Origin of the sequence: Rhizobium hidalgonense (assembly GCF_002914525.1) — a bacterium.
GTDB lineage: Bacteria > Pseudomonadota > Alphaproteobacteria > Rhizobiales > Rhizobiaceae > Rhizobium > Rhizobium hidalgonense.
In genome coordinates, this window is sequence record NZ_LODW01000089.1 from 1 (window position 1) to 17421 (window position 17421).

At 61.0% G+C, this 17421-nt stretch carries 13 protein-coding genes and 1 pseudogene; 8 read left to right on the forward strand and 6 right to left on the reverse strand.

What is annotated here, in order from left to right:
* Window positions 1–102 precede the first annotated feature (102 nt).
* Window positions 103–1314: an ROK family protein gene (locus tag ATY29_RS27430; RefSeq protein WP_097537457.1), complete on the reverse strand. Its 1212-nt coding sequence runs from the start codon at window positions 1312–1314 to the stop codon at window positions 103–105.
* Window positions 1315–1507: 193 nt separating this feature from the next.
* Between ATY29_RS27430 and ATY29_RS27435 the strand changes: the two genes are divergently transcribed.
* The 5 genes from ATY29_RS27435 to ATY29_RS27455 all read left to right on the forward strand — a co-directional run bounded on the left by ATY29_RS27435 (window position 1508) and on the right by ATY29_RS27455 (window position 7990).
* The gene (locus ATY29_RS27435) at window positions 1508–2782 is read left to right on the forward strand and encodes an ABC transporter substrate-binding protein (protein ID WP_097537458.1); all 1275 of its coding nucleotides are present in this window, start codon (window positions 1508–1510) and stop codon (window positions 2780–2782) included.
* Window positions 2783–2917: 135 nt separating this feature from the next.
* On the forward strand, window positions 2918–3802 hold the full coding sequence (locus ATY29_RS27440; protein ID WP_025416523.1) for a carbohydrate ABC transporter permease: 885 nt from the start codon (window positions 2918–2920) through the stop codon (window positions 3800–3802).
* A complete protein-coding gene (locus ATY29_RS27445; RefSeq protein WP_097537459.1) occupies window positions 3802–4653 on the forward strand; it encodes a carbohydrate ABC transporter permease in 852 nt (283 codons plus the stop codon). The genes ATY29_RS27440 and ATY29_RS27445 overlap by 1 nt, the downstream gene beginning before the upstream one ends.
* A gap of 40 nt (window positions 4654–4693) precedes the next feature.
* Window positions 4694–5839 carry an ABC transporter ATP-binding protein gene (locus ATY29_RS27450; protein ID WP_097537460.1) on the forward strand — a complete coding sequence of 382 codons (1146 nt, stop codon included), beginning with the start codon at window positions 4694–4696 and terminating at the stop codon, window positions 5837–5839.
* 18 nt (window positions 5840–5857) lie between these two features.
* Window positions 5858–7990, forward strand: a complete 2133-nt coding sequence (locus ATY29_RS27455; RefSeq protein WP_097537461.1) for a beta-galactosidase — start codon at window positions 5858–5860, stop codon at window positions 7988–7990.
* 279 nt (window positions 7991–8269) lie between these two features.
* Here the strand turns inward: ATY29_RS27455 and ATY29_RS27460 are convergent, their stop codons facing one another.
* The 5 genes from ATY29_RS27460 to ATY29_RS27480 all read right to left on the reverse strand — a co-directional run bounded on the left by ATY29_RS27460 (window position 8270) and on the right by ATY29_RS27480 (window position 13264).
* On the reverse strand, window positions 8270–9691 hold the full coding sequence (locus ATY29_RS27460) for an alpha/beta hydrolase family protein (protein ID WP_025416519.1): 1422 nt from the start codon (window positions 9689–9691) through the stop codon (window positions 8270–8272).
* 196 nt (window positions 9692–9887) lie between these two features.
* On the reverse strand, window positions 9888–10310 hold the full coding sequence (locus ATY29_RS27465; protein ID WP_097537462.1) for a DUF7824 domain-containing protein: 423 nt from the start codon (window positions 10308–10310) through the stop codon (window positions 9888–9890).
* A 581-nt stretch (window positions 10311–10891) separates the two neighbouring features.
* Window positions 10892–11494: a hypothetical protein gene (locus ATY29_RS27470; protein WP_097537466.1), complete on the reverse strand. Its 603-nt coding sequence runs from the start codon at window positions 11492–11494 to the stop codon at window positions 10892–10894.
* Window positions 11495–11676: 182 nt separating this feature from the next.
* Window positions 11677–11940 carry a hypothetical protein gene (locus tag ATY29_RS27475; protein ID WP_244597458.1) on the reverse strand — a complete coding sequence of 88 codons (264 nt, stop codon included), beginning with the start codon at window positions 11938–11940 and terminating at the stop codon, window positions 11677–11679.
* Window positions 11941–12133: 193 nt separating this feature from the next.
* Window positions 12134–13264, reverse strand: coding sequence for an RNA ligase (locus ATY29_RS27480; RefSeq protein ID WP_097537463.1), 1131 nt, complete (start codon window positions 13262–13264; stop codon window positions 12134–12136).
* Window positions 13265–13474: 210 nt separating this feature from the next.
* Here ATY29_RS27480 and ATY29_RS38560 point away from each other — a divergent pair.
* The 3 genes and pseudogenes from ATY29_RS38560 to ATY29_RS27490 form a co-directional block, all read left to right on the forward strand.
* A pseudogene (locus tag ATY29_RS38560) lies at window positions 13475–13546 on the forward strand (dihydrofolate reductase family protein); the annotation flags it as partial.
* A gap of 174 nt (window positions 13547–13720) precedes the next feature.
* Window positions 13721–16504: a bifunctional diguanylate cyclase/phosphodiesterase gene (locus tag ATY29_RS27485; protein WP_097537464.1), complete on the forward strand. Its 2784-nt coding sequence runs from the start codon at window positions 13721–13723 to the stop codon at window positions 16502–16504.
* A gap of 113 nt (window positions 16505–16617) precedes the next feature.
* Window positions 16618–17172, forward strand: coding sequence for a hypothetical protein (locus tag ATY29_RS27490; protein WP_133118218.1), 555 nt, complete (start codon window positions 16618–16620; stop codon window positions 17170–17172).
* Window positions 17173–17421: the final 249 nt, after the last annotated feature.

Sequence of the window (17421 nt, forward strand, 5' to 3'; positions counted from 1 at the left end):
TGCGGGCTCAGCTCCATCACCGCAAGCGCTAGCTAGGCTGCCGGCGGATGGCGTCAAGTTACAAGGGGGGTGCGGCACGGAGGGCGACCCGCCGCTCTCACCTCAAGCCGCCGACGTCGAACCTCTCTCGTCAAGCGTCGCAATATCCGTCACCCCGCCCGATGACTCGAAGTCGAAGATCTTCTGCGTCACCAGCGCCGCCGCGCCGCGGGCCCAGGAATTGTCCTCCCAATCGGGCAAAAGCGGCGGGGCGGTGCGGAAGGTTCGGGCGGAAAGCGCTTCGCGCAGCGGCGTCAGGAAAGGCTCGCCGAGCGAGACGGCTTCGCCGCCGGCGACGATGACTTCGGGGTCGGTGATGTTGACGAGATTGGCCAGCGCCGTGCCGATGCCGCGGCCGGAATCTCCGACGAGAGCGGTGGCGGTGGCGTCGCCTGCGGCGAGGGCTTCGCAGAGTTCGGGCAGGCCGAGTTCCTCGCCGCGGCCGGTTGCTTCGCGCCAGCGGCGCAGCATCGACAGTTCCGAGTGATAGGCCATCAGGCAGCCGCGCTTGCCGCATTCGCAGAGCCGGCCGCCTTCCTCGAACAGAGTGTGGCCGAACTTGCCGGCGGCACCATTGGCGCCGCGATAGAGTTTGCCGTCGATGACGAGCGCACAGCTGATGCCGACGCCGACGGCGAGCACCGCCATGTTGCGATGCTGGCGCCCGAGCCCGAACAGCTGCTGGGCGATGGCATAGGCGTTGGTGTCGTCCTCCAGCCAGACCGGCACATGGACGCGGGCGGCCAGCAGCGCGGCGAGGGGGACATTGTTCCAGCTGAAGCGGTGGCTGCGCACGCAGGCCGTCTGTTCGTGATTGATGACGCCGGGCATGGAGATGCCGATGCCGGCCAGTTTCGCCTTCGGCCGGCCGGCGAGCTTCAGCAGTTCGGGCACTGTGCTAGCCAGGAGGTCGGCAACATAATCCGGGTCGTGACCGGTAAGGCTGACCCGCATGGCGGCGACCGGGTTGGTGGCGAGGTCGGTTGCCACGCACTCCAGCGAATCCACCATCAGCTTGAAGCCGATGGCGAGCGCATGCTCGTAATTGATCTCGACCGGGATCGGCCGGCGGCCGGCGAGCCCCGGCACCGACTGTCCCTCGATGACGATGCCTTCCTCCAGCAGGTCTGAAATAACAAAGGTGACGGCGGCCGGGCTGAGGCCAATCACCGTCGCGATGTCGGCGCGGCTTCTCGGCCCCTCGCGCCGGAGCAGGTTGAGGATGAGGCGTCGGTTCATGGCTCGCGCCGTGGTCTGGTCGCCTTTGAGCTTCACGATGCATTCCTTAATTTTGTAAATTAATTATTGCGGGCTGCAAAGATCTATGCATAAGTTCGGCCGCGGATCAACTCAGCCAGGCGGATTATCGCCGGAATTGCGGGTGATCGCCGCGTTGAAAACCTGGTCGGTCGTTTCATGGAGGAGGCGGCGGTCGGGAGATGTCGATCGATCAACTGGGAGGAACTCAATGACATTTTTGAAGCAATTTCCGTCGACCACCCGCAGGCGCTTCCTGAAGGGCGCGGGCCTGGTTTCCGCAGCCGCCGTCACCGGCAGCTTCCCGATCCCGGCGATCGCGCAGGCGCAGGAGGTCACGATGATCTCCGACGAAAACAATGCAGCCGCGCTCGACGCGCTGAGGGCGATTGCCGCGGGCTTCAGCAAGGAAGCCGGCGTCAAAGTCGTCATCAACAATATGGACCATGAGGCCCACAAGACGGCGATCCGCAACTATCTCGTCGCCGGCGCCCCTGACGTCTGCTCCTGGTTTTCCGGCAACCGCATGCGCGCCTTCGTCAAGCGCGGCCTGTTCGACGATATCTCCGATCTCGTCGAGAAGGAGAAATACAAGGACGTGCTCGGCGCGACCATCGGCGCCGTCACCGAAGACGGCAAACAATACGGCCTGCCCACCGGCGGCACGCTCTGGGGCATGTTCTACCGCAAGGATGTGTTCGAGCAGCATGGCCTGACGGTGCCGAAGACCGCCGAGGAATTCATGGCCTATGGCGACAAGTGCAAGGCGGCCGGGATCACCCCGGTTGCGATGGGCACCAAGGAATTGTGGCCGGCGGCCGGCTGGTTCGACCAGATGAACCTGCGCATCAACGGCCTCAACAAGCATATGGCGCTGATGAACGGCGAAATGAGCTACCTCGATCCGGCGCTCACCCCGGTCTTCGACCAGTGGGAAGCGATGATTTCAAAGGGCTTCTTCACGCCCAACCACACCTCTTTCGGCTGGCAGGAGGCCGCAGCCCTGCTGGCGCAGAAGAAAGCCGGCATGATGAACCTCGGCGCCTTCCTGCGTTCGGCCTTCACCGAAGCGGACCTGCCGCAGGTGGCTTACGCGACCTTCCCGGTGCTCGACGCCAAGGTCGGCCATTTCGAGGAGTTTTCGGTCAATTCGATCCACATTCCCGCCAAGGCCAAGAACAAGCAGGGCGCCCGCGAATTCCTCGCCTATTTCTATCGCCCGGAAAACCTGGCCACTTATCTCGAGCCGGGCGGCAACGTGCCGCCGCGCAACGACCTGCCTGCGAGTAAGGATCCGCTCGTCAATATCGCCGTCGAGACGATGAAGACGGTGCAGGGCACCTCGCAATATTACGACCGCGACAGCGACCCCGACATGGCCCAGGCCGGCCTCGTCGGCTTCCAGGAGTTCATGGCCAAGCCGGATCGGCGCAAGGCGATCCTCACGCGGCTCGAGGGCACGCGGAAGCGGATTTACAAAATCTAGGGGCTCTCCCAGAGGGGCAGGTCGATCTGCTCCTGTCCCGGGGAGTGGGGCACGTCTCCACTCCCCGGGGAAAAGGCTTGATGCCCGGGCAGCCGGAGCAGGCATGCCTGCTTCTGTCACGACGAGGTTTTCCAAATGCAGACATTATGGCGCCGCCAGCGGTGGTGGCTGACCCCGACCTTGCTCATCGCACCGGCAATCCTGCTGTTTTCCACCGTCATCCTGCTGTCGGCGGTGCGCAGCGTCTGGATCAGCCTGCACGAGTGGGATGGCTTCGGGCCGATGGTGTGGATCGGGCTCGGCAATTACGTCGAGCTCTATAACGATCCGCAATTCTACGTGTCGCTGAAGAACAACCTGATCTGGCTCGTGATGTTCATGGCAGCACCGCCGATCGGGCTCGCCATCGCGCTGCTGGTCAATCAGAAAATTCGCGGCATGCGCTTCCTGAAGTCGCTGTTCTTCATTCCGCTGGTGCTCGCCTCGGTCACCGTCGGGGTCGTCTTCACCTGGGTCTATACGCCGGAGTTCGGGCTGCTGGCGCTGATTTTCAAGGCCTTCGGAGCGACGGCGCCGGCGGTTCTTTCCGACGAGCATTTCGTCACCTTCGCCATCGTCATCGCCGCTCTCTGGCCGCAGGTCACCTTCTGCATGGTGCTCTATCTCGCCGGCCTCAACAATTTGAGCGAAGAGCTGATCGGCGCCGGCCGTGTCGATGGGGCGCGCGGCTGGAACATGCTCTGGCACATCGTGCTGCCGCAACTGACCCAGGTGACCTTCATTGCCATTGCCGTCACCGTCGTTGGGGCCCTGCGCTCCTTCGACATGGTGTCGGTCATGACGAATGGCGGGCCGTTCGGCTCCTCCTCTGTTCTCGCCTACCAGATGTATGAACAATCGATCTTCTCCTACCGCTTCGGCTATGGCGCGGCGATCGCCTCCGTGCTGTTCGTGATCATGTCCGCCTTCATCGTCTGGTATCTCAGCCGCATCATCCGCACCGAAGAGAGGGGAGGCTGATGTATCCTCGTCCCATTCCCGAGACCGCCATCTGGCAGCGCCGCCTCTATGTGCTCGCCGTTGTCATCGTGCTGCTGCTCTGGCTCTGCCCCCTGTTTGCCATCATTCTCACCTCCTTCCGCACCACCGAGGATGTCATGGGCGGCAATCTGTGGGGATGGCCGACCGGCATCGGCGTCATCGTCAATTATACCGATGTCTTCACGCAGACACCGATGGCCCGCTACTTCCTCAACAGCCTGATCATCACCATTCCCTCGGTGATCGGCGTGCTGGCGATGAGCACACTCGCCGGCTACGTGCTGTCGCGCTACCGCTTTCGCGGCAACATGCTGATCTTCGCGCTGTTTGTCGGCGGCAATTTCCTGCCGCATCAGATCATGATGATCCCGGTGCGCGACCTGATGGTGCAGCTCGATCTGATCGACACGACCGCGGCGCTGATCATCTTTCACGTCGCCTTCCAGACCGGCTTTGCGACGCTGTTCATGCGCAATTTCATCGCCGCACTGCCGGATGAATTGTTCCAGGCGGCCCGGGCCGAGGGTGCCTCTCCCTTCCAGACGCTCATGCATGTGGCGATCCCGCTGGTGCGGCCGGCACTCGCTGCCCTTGCCATCCTGATCTTCACCTTCATCTGGAACGATTATTTCTGGGCGGTGGTGCTGACCGTCAGCGACAGCGTCAAGCCGGTCACGGCAGGCCTGGCCAATCTTCGCGGCGAATGGGTCTCGGCCTGGAACCTGATTTCCGCAGGCACCATCGTCGTCGCCGTGCCGCCCGTTGTGATGTTCTTCCTGATGCAGCGGCACTTCATCGCCGGCCTGACCATGGGGGCGGTGAAGGGATGAACAATCGGCAGTCTCAAGTTTCAACAGAAGAGAGCCAGACATGACCAGTCTCGAACTCCGTGAGATCAACAAGAACTATGGCGCCTATCATGCGCTGCGCGGCATCGACCTTTCGGTCGCGCAAGGCGAGTTCATCGTCATGGTCGGTCCCTCCGGCTGCGGCAAGTCCACGCTGCTGAAATCGATCGCCGGCCTGGAGCAGATTTCCTCCGGCCAGATCCTGATCAACGGCCGCGACGTCAGCAAACAGGAGCCGGGCGATCGCGGCATCGCCATGGTCTTCCAGTCCTACGCGCTCTATCCGCACATGACGGTGGCGGAGAATATGGGCTTCGGGCTCAGGATGGCCAAGCGCCCGAAGGCCGAGATCGAGGCGGCGGTGGCGCGCGCCGCCAAAATCCTCAGGATTGCCGACCAGCTCGACAAGCGGCCGAAGCAGCTTTCCGGCGGCCAGCGCCAGCGCGTGGCGATCGGCCGGGCGATCACCCGCTCGCCCGAGGTCTTCCTGTTCGACGAGCCGCTGTCGAACCTCGATGCGGCGCTTAGAACCCAGATGCGTGTCGAGCTCAGCAGCCTGCATGCCGAACTCGGCGCCACCATGGTCTATGTCACCCACGACCAGGTGGAGGCGATGACCATGGCAAGCCGCATCGTCGTCTTGAACCAGGGGATCATCGAGCAGGTCGGCTCGCCGCTGGAGCTCTACCGCAACCCCGACAATCTTTTCGTCGCCGGCTTCCTCGGCGCGCCGCGCATGAATTTCCTCGGAGTCACCGTCGATGGCGTCTCCGGCCGCAATGTCATGGTCTCCGCCCCGGGCCTCGTGCCGGTGACGGTGGAACTGGCGGAGGCGACGGCGCTTGAAAAAGGCGCCAGCATGACGCTCGGCGTCCGGCCGGAAAACATATCGATGGTCGCCGATGGCGGCGAGGGCGGGGCGATCCACGGCCAGGTCAGGCTCGTCGAGCATCTCGGCCGCGAAACCATCCTCTATGTCGATGCCGGCAATCTCAGCACCATCGCCTCGGAGAGCGGCACCGGCAATATCACGGTGCAGCTCAGCTACGTCGCGCCCTTTACCGCCGAACAGAACGTCGCGCTGAAGCTCGACGCCCGGGAACTCTATCTCTTTTCATCCGATGGCGGACGCACGCTCAGCGCCCGCAAAACCATCCTCGACAGATAATCACAGGAAACCGCAACCGTGTCCGACAAGACCCTCTCCGCATGGAACCCCGTCAAGACTGACCGCTTCCTGGTCGGCGTGCCGCATTATCCCGAGCATGTCGATGAAAGCTATTGGGAGCGCGATGCCGAGCGCATGGCGAAAGCCGGCTTCAATGTCGTGCGCATGGCCGAATTCGCCTGGCACATTCTCGAACCCAGGCTCGGCACCTATGATTTCGATCTCTTCGACCGCGCCATAGCAATCCTCGGGCGCCACGGCATCGATACGATCATGTGCACGCCGACCGCGACCCCGCCGCGCTGGCTGACGGCAGCGCACCCTGAAATTTTAAGGGTCGATGGCAAGGGCCGGCCGATGAGCCACGGCTCGCGCCAGCACTGCGACACGGCAAGCCCCGTCCTCCGCGAGCACAGTAAGCGCATCACCCGGGCGATGGCCGAGCATTACCGCGGCAATCCCCATGTTGTGGGATGGCAGACCGACAATGAGCTGAACACCAGCATGCCGGAGAGCTTTTCCCAGGCGACGCTCAGCGAATTCCAGGCCTTCCTCGCCGATAAATACCGCGAGATATCAAAGCTCAACGCCGCCTGGGGCGGCGATTTCTGGGCGACGGCCTATGACAGTTTCGACCAGGTGGTGCTGCCGATCGAATTCGGCCCGACCTTCCCGAGCCCCGGCCATCTGCAGGATTATCATCGCTTCCTCGCCTTTTCGACGGCGCGCTTCCAGCACGATCAGGTCGAGATCCTGCGCGCGGTCAAATCCTCCTGGTTCGTCTTCCACAATCTCGGCGGCCTCAGGGATATCGATTTCCGCGGCCAGTTCAGCAAGGATCTCGATTTCGTCGGCTACGACATCTATCCGATGCTCTATGACGAGTTCATGCGGCTCGGCAACCACGCCAAGGTGCAGGCGCTGCACCTCGATATCTGCCGCGGCTTCTCCGGCAATTACATCGTGCCCGAGCAGCAATCGGGCTTCGGCAGCCAGCCGGGCTTTTGCACGCTGACGCCGGAGCCGGGCGAACTGCGCCGCATGGCGCTCTCCTCGGTTGCCCACGGTGCGGACGGGTTGATGTTCTTCCGCTGGCGCCCGGCCCATTTCGGCGCCGAGATCTATTGGATGGGCCTCATCGACCATGACGATATCGGCCGCCATCGTTATGAAGAGGCCATGCGCTTCGCGACCGAGATGACGGCGCTGCAGCCGAAGATCCTCGGCACCTATGTCCGCATGGATGTCGGCATCGCCGGCTCCGATTTCGACAATCAGGAGGCCCACAAGACCTATCCGATCGGCCTGCCGAGCCCGCAGGACGATGCGATCCTGCTGCATCAGCACTGCTATGACAGGGGCATCGCCTGCGGCTTCATCCATCCGGAGGACGATCTTTCCAGGCTGAAACTCTTCTATATCCCCCATTGGGTGATGTGGAAGGACGAATGGACGGCGAGGCTCGAAGCCTTCGCCGCATCCGGCGGCACCGTCGTGATCGGCGCGCGCACCGGCACCCGCAACGAAGACAACCATGTCATCCGAGAAACCGCGCCCGGCACCGCGCTTTCCAGACTAACCGGCGTGCGCGTCGAAGATTTCGGCCGTCTCGCAGCCCCGGGCGCCAACGGCCTCTTCGATGTGATGGAACGCTCTGGCGGCCTTGTCATCCCGCCGAACAAGCCGGCCGAAAGCCACCGCCGCGTCCGCCGCTTCAAGATCGGCAACCGCGAAATGGCCGCCGGCCATTTCTACGAAAACCTCACTATCGCCCCCGATGTCGAGGTGATCGCCGCCTGGTCCAACCGCTACGCCGAAGGCCAGCCGATGGCGACCTCCCGCAAGATCGGCAAGGGGCAGGTGGTCTATCTCGGCACTTACCTCACGCCTGATTTGACCGAGGCGCTGACGGAGCGGCTGTTCGCACCCGCCGGCATCGAGCCGCTGGTCGGCGAGCTGCCGGAAGGTGTGGAGGTGACGATGCGGATGAACGACGAGCGGCGGCTGCTGTTTGTGCAGAATTATATGGATCAGGCTGTGACGGTGGGTGGGGTGCCTGCCGGGCGGGATTTGCTGGATGAGGAGAGGCCGGTGGCGGGGAGGCTGGAGCTCGCGGGGTATGGTTGTGCAATTGTGGAGTTGGAGGGGTGAGGGGGCGGCGCCAACCATGAAGAACGGTGTCGCGCGCGTTCTTGATGCGCGAATGTCTGTAGAGAGTTATAGCTCCGGTGGTAGATCAAATCGAAATAGCATTGGGATCTGATGGAATTCGTCGATTTCAACCGGCGGCAACTGTTGGCTCCGAGTATCTCATTATTGAGAGCCGAGGCTGCTTTGCGCCCTAAACTCGGCCGTTTTCCCTCTCGGAGAAAGTCTCCCAAAAGCAGACGCCCTGAATAGCCTGCGCGGGACATCCGCAACATGACCGTGTTAGCCGGCCGCTGCCGGCACCGAGGCACCGCCCTTGCGCTTTACCGCGCCGCCCGACACGTCTTCGTAACGGGCGGCCGTCTCGGCCAGGTCGGATGCCGTGCCAGTCAGGGGTTCGCTGAGAAAGGCAGCCAGGATATCCGCCACGGCCCGCTGAGTCTCAGCGGGTCCCCGCGCGCCGCCCATCGCCTGCGCCAATAACCAGCGGCCGGGTGGTGCGAGATAGAAATACGCGTCGGTGAAGCCGAAATGGTTGGCCCGCCTGATCTCGTAGCGAAACGCGGGCGCGGTGGTATTGGCGAGCAGTTTTCCGTTACCGTTGAGAAAGAACGTGCTGTGATGCGTCTCGGCATAGTCGCTCTGCAGCAACAGGAAGGGCCGTGTGAGCTGACGATCGGGCAGATCCCCATAAGGCGTGCCATCGATATTGGCGGCAGCTACGACGCGAGGATCCTCGCTCATGGCCTCGATCGCAGCCGCCCCACCGAACGAGTGACCGATCACAGCGACCTTCGCGGCGTTGACCCTGCCGCGCAACGGCGAAGAGAGTGCCTCGGGACGCGCGAGCTGGTCGATGACGAACCGTAAGTCGGCGGTCCTTCTGACCTGCTCGCGAACCATATAGGGGATGTGGCTCCGTTCGCCCGGCAGAAGAATTTCCCTGGTTCCGACGACTCGTCCGTCGGGAAGCTCGGTCGCCGCCGATTCATACGGATGATCCAACACGAAGACTACAAAACCGCGACTGGCGAGCTGAGTCGCCAGACCGGTATACGCCGCACGGGGCGCACCATAGCCGGGCGAGAAGATTACCACTGGCCATGGCTGCTTGCCGGGAGCCAGCGGCGCATAGGGTTCGGCATTGGTGTCGATCTGGCCGTAGCGGCGCATCAGAAAGCTTGGCATTCCGCTGACCTTGGCAGGCAAGCGGCCGATGCCGTCGATATAAGCCAAACGCGCCCCACTCTGGGGTGTTTCACGGCGGACTGCGGGATACCACGCTTGGGCGATCACGCTGCGACGGTCGGTCGGGTCGACTGTGTGAGGCTCGTCCCTGGAGATATCTGTCCACCGGTAGATTTCGGTGCCGACGGCGTAGCGCCCGTCGGGGCGCGGCAAGGTCGGGACCGCAGGCAAATTCCAGACGCCGACGGATAGGGCGGCGATCCCACAGAAGCTCAGACGACCGGTCCAACGTAGCACGCGGCCGTTCCGCAGCGGCGGCAGCGCGCAAAGCGCCAGGAGGAGATAGGCTGGCAGGCCTTGCCATGTGAATCCGCAAAGGAGCCATTGGGCGACCGCGACCACAAAACCCAGTCCGACGCCGGCGATCCGCACCGAGGGCTGCGCTGCTGGAGCGAACAATCGCCAGCCGGCCAAAATCAGCACCACCGTGAGCAGAATCAGATCGAGAATTAACATGGGTCGCTCGTTTCAACTGCCGCGGCGAAGTGAACAAAGCGCTGCCGGTCCACTCGTCCTGCGGCGATGAGTACGACGTATCGGCGCTATATGGCGGCTTTGCGGCCGTTCAATGTGGTCCGCGTGCGCTCAAGGGAGGCAAGGAGGGTGCGCAAAACATGCCATGAGCAGCCATACGTCTTCGCGCCCCAAGGCCTCACTCCAGTTGGCGAGCGGCCCACGGCACCGCGCCGCGGTGATCCAGGCCGCATGGTCGCCGCGGTTCGGGGCGTCGTCCCCGCCAAGCGCGAAGTTCGCGATCCGCCGCAGCGGCTCGGCCAGTCCTGCCAGCCCTGCGCGCGCCTCTGTCCGATGATCGGGCGCCAGCCGCAACAGCGAACAGGCGGAAATCCATGCTCTCGGCCAGTCCTGCTGACTGGAGCGCGTGCAGGCGATCGACCCATGCCAGCGGGCCGATCCAGCCGCCCTGATGGGTCGGCGCGCAGAGCAATGCCTGGCGTTCGCGCCGCGATACTCGCGCGGTCACTACCCGCAAATGCGCGATCAACGGCGAGAAGGACTCCTCGGCGGTGTAATAGGTCATGTTCTCGCGCGTCGTGCGATGCAGCTGGCCGGTCACCCAGGTGTGGAGCAGGTCGAGCAGTGCTAGCCCGACCCAACGCGGTCCTGGCGGCGACGACCGATGTCGGCGGCAATGCCGTGATCGATCTGGGCGGCGGCGACAGCGTGACGCTGACCGGGTGCTGAAGGCGCAGTTGCAACGAGGCGATGTCGACCTGAGCGCTGCGGTCGGCGGGCACGACACGATTGGCGGTGTCGCGACCCTGGCGATGGGCGGTGGCGCGCATGTGCAGGGATGGGCCAATCCCGTCGATATCCTGGCGACCGATCACGACCTCCTGCTGGCGGCCCGGGCCGATGGCTGGGTCCACGCGCAATACGCAATACACGATATACATGCTCTAGCTCGGCGCGGTGCGATGCCGGCCAGATGTCGATGCTGTAAGTGGTCGTCCGGCGGCACTCGGAAGCGAGGCCGTCCGGACATCGTAACATGGCAATCAGGGCCGCGTTAATTCAACGGGCAGTTAACCTACGATTGCACCCGGAAGCTGTCAGTCTGCAAACGGCCTCCAAGCAGCCCCTTGCTGGCGATCACCAGCGGGCTTTCTGGGATAATAAAGCCAACACAATGTCCCCCTAATTGCCCCAGCCAATTTGGAACCGATCAAATCGAACCTCGCTCAACGGGTGGTTGGAACTGCTCAACCTCACCGAACGAAGAACGAGATGAAGCTCGGGGGAATAGTATTGTTCGAAAATAATCGGAGGCAATTCCGCCAGTTTCAGACGGCTGTTGATGGCCCAGACTTTGTAGGAACAAGATGCAATCGTTTCCTCTCCCAAGCCGTCGAACCTGATAAAAGTCGTGCCCGAATCGGATTTTTTGCCATTGATGAAAAGCGTGGTGCCGGATTGCCAGTTCTTCTTCTCTGGTAGATCGTCCAACGCAATCGCATTCGCGTATTTCAGCTCATGCGTCCCGCTGGCACTCACTCTCTTTTCGACGAGCAAGGGGTGCAGATATACGGCCGACACCGGCTGCAGTGAACCGTCGCGCTCCATCAGCCGTTGTTCGGTGAGACCCGGGCCGTCGGGCTTGTAGAATACGGAATAGAAAGGCGCTTCTCTGGTCAGCAGCACGCCCTGTTTGGTCTCATTGGCGGTTAAGCAATTGCCAAAGGCTGGTGGCGCTAAAGTTATTCCGACCAGCAGCAATAAACCTCTTAGAAAGGTCGACATACCAGATTGCCCGCATCCAAGTTCGCTACCACCGTGCTTGGATGAAATTGCTCCATCTTGGTCAAGCCGTCCCATCCACTCCGCTGTCTTCATCCAGATCATGAACCGGCAGATACGTATTCTTCTCCAATAATCCGCCAACTGCTACCGTCCACAACCGACACAATGTTTGATAATTCCCATCAGACCAAAGCAAAAAATATCGTCAAAAAAGAGCTTATCGCCACCGCAAAAGGCATAGCGATAAAAAACTTCGCTTTCGGCTTCACGAAGAAGCGATCATGTGCAAAACGTCCCCAATAGACTTTGGGGCCGAAGTCTTTGCTGAAATCGAAGCCGTTCATGCGGTAAAAAAAGATCAATGTGATGCACCAATACCAGCAATAAGCGCAAATGCCGCCCACGACGCAGAAGGGCAGCCACAGTTCAAATTGATCTTTACTCAATCAAGCTTCCTCATCGAGAGTTCAATGACAAAGCCGCCGCAGAGGAATTCGAACGCCTTCTGGAGCAAAGCACACGTTCCACTTGATGCCGCTGTTTAACGCGTCATTGCCTCAATGTCACAGCCGAAGGAACCTCTCAGCCGAGGCCTTCTCCAATCCCACATTCGCGCCAGAGCTACTGTACGCTGCAAATCTACGATGTTGCCTCATCAATCACACGCCCCATGGCATATGACGGCTGGTAACCTGGCAACACATTGCCAGTGGGTCTGATGGAACGCATCAACGCGTCTCGGGACTTGCCTACGATTGCACCTGCTTTTCGCAAGCCAAAAACGTAAGGACCCACGTCAGCAGGCAGTGAATTGAGCGACAATCCCAACTCTTTATCGGAAAGATGGGCGACAGATGCTGCCAGTTCAGCGACCTTCCTTTCCATCGCCGCGTATTCCTTTGTCAGGAGGAGTACGATGTTGTCAAAATCGCTCCAAAACTCTTCCGGCAAATCACGACGAATCGCGGCCATGTCGTCCCCAGCGGCCATTGCTTCCCACATTGCCAATGGCGTGCAGCGTGAGATCAACGCATGGATACGACGGTACTCGGAGCCTTTGAGTTTGAGGCGCAAGCCATTTGTGAATCTAACGACAAATCCCTCGTTGTCGCGTGGGAGTGTTGCAGTATGGAGCATCATGTCCGCCATACTCCCGAACTCATGGCGTTCGGCCGCACGCCATCCCAACGCTTGGCTGGTCGTTCGAACCACGTCGTAGGTTACTTCAAGACCTGAAGCGTGGTAGGCCGCCAACATCACCATGGCAGGCTCCGCATATCGCACGACAAGTCTGTTTTCCGGATATACCGCCTCGAACAGATATGTCGTATCCGGCGACAGACTGGAGAGATCGTGGGCATCCAAGCGTGCTTGAGCCCATAGTGCCTGTTCGGAGTCGAACGCGCCTTTGGTGGCTGCGTGCCAACGGCCAGCATCATTGAACACGATTATTAGACTACCATCGAGCTTTTCGAACGTCTCAAACGGCAGATCGGGTACTTCGCCATGCCGCTCGCCGACATTGAAAAACTTCGGAAACGGCGTGGCTACGACCCGACCAGCGCCCTCGTCCACAATGAGACCGCGAGCGATCAGCGAAAACTGATCCCAACCATCCTCATATACGCACCGGGGCGTATAGATGTAGAGCTGCAAAGTACTGGTTGCGTTCGGACGGCGATGGACATGGCCAAGCCCTTGGGCTCGCTTCAAGCCAGCGATAAGGTCGGGAAACGGGATTTGGCGTGCAGGGTGTATCGGGTCGTTCATCTTTTCACAGCACCGTCTTTTATCGCTTTCAGAATTAATTTTGGCTAATTTATCAATTGTTCAGCCGCTCCACGCCGTCAAACGCGATTTACTAATGGATTTGATCGTCCGCTGTGATGGATGCAACGCCTATTGGGTTCGGACCCAGCACAACCTTTGCCAATGATGGCTGTTCCCTGGGTTGATCGGATATCGGGTCGTCTCGGGCACAAGTATCGGATCTACCTACACCCTGTCGCGGTGGGGCAGGGCAAGCCATATTTCGCAGGGCCTCGCCCTCCGCGTCCAGTCGAAACTCCATTCACCATACCAAGACACCCGCGATAAACCCTAATCTCACAACCCCACGCCCAAGCCTCCCAAACACCGGCATTTCCGCACCCGCCGCCCCCTTCACTTCAACCTTCCTTAAGCGCCCGCCCCATAGCGTCACCCTCACATCGAGGGTCTCGTTCCATGTTCTCCGTTCTGACATGCATCACCGAGCGGCATAATCTCGCGCTGGTCGGGCTTGCGGGTTTGATCTGCTTTCTCGCCAGCCATTGCGCGATGGTCCTGCTCGATCGGGCGACATCGTCCGCGGCGGCTGCGCGGTGGGTATGGCTGCTGACGGCGGGGGCGGCGGGTGGTTTCGGGATCTGGGCGACGCATTTCGTTGCCATGCTGGCCTATGATCCGGGTGTCGTCGTCGGCTATCATGCCGGGCTGACGCTGGTCTCGCTGCTGGTCGCGATCGTCGCGATAACGGGCGCGGTTGCGGCGAAACTCGCCTATGACAGATGGATGGCGAATATTCTGGCGGGCTTGCTCTTCGGCGTCGGCATCGCCTCGATGCATTTTACCGGCATGCTGGCCATAAAATTCCCGGGAGAGATCTCGTGGGACAGGCAGTTCGTGACGACGTCGATCGTTCTGGGCATCGCCTTTTCGATCGCCGCCTTCCGGTTTGCGGGCAGGGGCGAGCGGCCGATCTTGCGCGGGCTTGCGCCCACACTTCTGTTGACATCAGGTGTCGTCGCCTTGCATTTCACCGCGATGGCTGGCGTCACCGTCACGCCAGGCGTGGTAGCGCTCGATCCCGCGACGCTGATTTCTCCTGCCCTGATGGTGGTAACGATCGCCGCCGTCACTTTTTCGCTGCTGGCGGCCGGTTTTGCCGCCGCCATCTTCGCCGTGCGCTCGGAGGCTAAGACCGCCAAGGCGGAACGCAACTTCAAGCTGCTCGTCCAGGGCGTGACCGACTACGCCATCTACATGCTCGATCCGGATGGCAAGGTCAGCAACTGGAATGCGGGCGCCGAGCGCGTCAAGGGTTACATGGCCGACGAGGTCGTCGGCAAGGATTTCTCGCTGTTCTATTCCCAGGAGGACCGCCGCAAAGGCCTGCCGCAACGCGCGCTCGAAACCGCCCGCCGGGAAGGCAAGTTCGAAGCCCAGGGCTGGCGCTACCGCAAGGACGGCTCCTCCTTCTGGGCCCATGTCGCCATCGATGCGATTCATGACGAGGCCGGCCAACTGATCGGCTTTGCCAAGATCACCAAGGACAACAGCAAGCAGAAGGCGGATGCCGACCGGATCGAGGAGGTCACCCGCAATCTCGATATCGCGCTCGAAAACATGGGGCAGGGCATCTGCATGTTCGATGGGGATGAGCGCCTGGTGCTGTGCAACAAGCGCTATCTCGAAATCTTCCGGTTTCCCGAAGGGGCGGTGCGTCCGGGCATGCGCTACAGGCAGATCGTCGAGATCGGCTATGCCGCCAACACCGAGGACGCGGCGGAAGCGGCGGCGCGGGCCGAAGCCCATTACATCAGGAACATGGCGCTGATCCGGGGCGAGGCCGGCAGCGCGGTTCACAAATATCCGAGCGGCATCTCCATCCAGCAGAATGTCAACATCCTGCCGAATGGCGGCTGGGTCGTCACCTTCGAAGACATCAGCGATCGCGTGAAATCCGAGGAGCAGGTCGCCTTCCTCGCCAAGCACGATGCGCTGACCGGCCTGCCGAACCGGCTGCAGTTCGGCGAGCGGGTCGCCGAGGAAATGATGGTCGCGGATCGGCTGAGGGGCAAGGTCGCGGTCTTCGGCATCGATCTCGACAAGTTCAAGGAGGTCAACGACCAGCACGGCCACGGCACCGGCGACCTGGTGCTTGTCGAGCTGACGCGGCGTCTCGGCGAGGTGCTACTGGAGGGCGAATTCATCGCCCGCTTCGGCGGCGACGAATTCGCCGCGACCAAGCGCTTCGACGATCTGAGCGCGCTCCATGATTTCATCGCGCGCCTGGAAAGCGCCCTGGTCGGTTTGATCTCCGTCGACGGCTTCGAGATCAAGACCGGCGCCAGCCTCGGTGTGGCGATCTATCCGAGCGATGCAGAAAGCGTCGACGGGCTTCTCGCCAATGCCGATCTTGCCATGTACCGCGCCAAGCAATCGCTGCTGCAGAAGGTCTGTTTCTACGAGGCTGCGATGGACGAGACCGCGCGCCGCCGCCGCGCGCTCGCCAACGATCTCTGGGCCTGCATCGATCGCAACGAGCTGCATCTGCATTATCAGGTGCAGAAATCGGTGCGGACGGGAGAGATCACCGGCTACGAGGTTCTGCTTCGCTGGCGCCACCCCGAACGCGGCAACATCCCGCCGATGGATTTCATCGGCCTTGCCGAGGAATGCGGCGCGATCCTGCCGATCGGCGAATGGGTGTTGCGTGAAGCATGCCGGGAGGCCGCGACCTGGAGCAACAGCCACAAGATCGCAGTCAACCTCTCGCCGGTCCAGCTCGGCCATGCCGACATGGCGGCCGTCATTTCGGGCATCCTCTCCGAAACCGGCCTCGACCCGCGCCGCCTCGAAATCGAGATCACCGAAAGCTCTATCATCATCGACAAGGACAAGGCGCTCGGCACCATGCGGGAGATGAAGGCGCTCGGCGTCTCGATCGCCATTGACGATTTCGGCACCGGCTACTCCTCGCTGGAAACGCTGCGCTCCTTCCCCTTCGACAAGATCAAACTCGACAAGAGCTTCATGGCCGAGGTCGAAAGCAACGCCCAATCCAAGGCAATCGTCCGCGCCATCCTGGCGCTCGGCCGCAGCCTTGACGTGCCGGTGCTGGCCGAAGGCGTGGAAACCCAGGCGCAGCTCGATACACTTCTGGAAGAGCAGTGCGACGAGGCGCAGGGCTATCTGCTTGGGAAACCGCAGGCGATGGGCGAGACGGGGGTTGAGAAGGCGGCTTGAGGTAGCGACTTCAGAGAGTGGAGGTTAGCAGATGAGTGAAGTCCCTGATTTCTCAGAAGCCAGAGGTTTTTCTCACCGTATTGGTTCAGGTATGATGGTGTGAGGTCGATACTATGATTGTTACGGAAGAGGTGTTGTCGCGCTTTCGCGATAAAGGAAAAGTTCCGGTGCGCAGCCTGCCGTCGAACCTCTTTTCGCACACAGGCGATCTCTTTTTCCGCGACGACGTCGTCTCGCTACACCAATTTCCGACCGAGGAGGAGGAACGCCGAGCCATACATGTGGTGCCCGTTTTGGCATTCTTGCAAACCGTTCCACCGCTTTCGAATGATCGTGAATGGATCGCGTTGCACCACCAATTTGGCGGATATCACTGCCTGCAGGTCGCGATGGTCGCGACGATGCTCACGCCGAACGCAACGATCAAAAACAAGCTCGATAATATTGGAAAGCAGTTCTACTTCGCACAGCATGGCCAATTGGAGCCAGCCAACATGTTGGCGTCTTCAATTTCAGAATATGTGACAGCACTTAGCGAAATCGAACTTGATTGCGAATGCACATGGCGAAAGCTTTCGGAAGGGCTATATCCCATCGACTGCACCCAAGAAAATCTCAACAAAATCGCTTCCGATGCGCCCTCCCTAGATATGATGGCGGACTGGTGAGGGTTTACCCGCGCGCGGTACAGTATGGACCCCATAATCTTATTGCTGGCAAACAATAGCGACTAATCGGCTTTCTCACCCAGGTGCGAGCAGCACACTGCTTACGCTGAAGTTGGTGTTGCAGCACGCGAATTAATTTAGCGTGCAGGTACTCGCTTACTCCTGCGGGGCGCTACTTCTCCTCCCTCACCAAGTCAGTTTATTCGAGTGCGATCATTATTTCATTTTGCTGCCGCAAGGCGTCTCTGA

What these genes read in the sequence shown, in the direction of transcription:
- ATY29_RS27435 (WP_097537458.1), top strand. Translation starts at nt 1,508, where the DNA reads ATGACATTTTTGAAGCAATTTCCGTCGACCACCCGCAGGCGCTTCCTG.
- ATY29_RS27440 (WP_025416523.1), top strand. Translation starts at nt 2,918, where the DNA reads ATGCAGACATTATGGCGCCGCCAGCGGTGGTGGCTGACCCCGACCTTG.
- ATY29_RS27445 (WP_097537459.1), top strand. Translation starts at nt 3,802, where the DNA reads ATGTATCCTCGTCCCATTCCCGAGACCGCCATCTGGCAGCGCCGCCTC.
- ATY29_RS27450 (WP_097537460.1), top strand. Translation starts at nt 4,694, where the DNA reads ATGACCAGTCTCGAACTCCGTGAGATCAACAAGAACTATGGCGCCTAT.
- ATY29_RS27460 (WP_025416519.1), bottom strand. Translation starts at nt 9,691, where the DNA reads ATGTTAATTCTCGATCTGATTCTGCTCACGGTGGTGCTGATTTTGGCC.
- ATY29_RS27470 (WP_097537466.1), bottom strand. Translation starts at nt 11,494, where the DNA reads ATGTCGACCTTTCTAAGAGGTTTATTGCTGCTGGTCGGAATAACTTTA.
- ATY29_RS27480 (WP_097537463.1), bottom strand. Translation starts at nt 13,264, where the DNA reads ATGAACGACCCGATACACCCTGCACGCCAAATCCCGTTTCCCGACCTT.
- ATY29_RS27485 (WP_097537464.1), top strand. Translation starts at nt 13,721, where the DNA reads ATGTTCTCCGTTCTGACATGCATCACCGAGCGGCATAATCTCGCGCTG.
- ATY29_RS27490 (WP_133118218.1), top strand. Translation starts at nt 16,618, where the DNA reads ATGATTGTTACGGAAGAGGTGTTGTCGCGCTTTCGCGATAAAGGAAAA.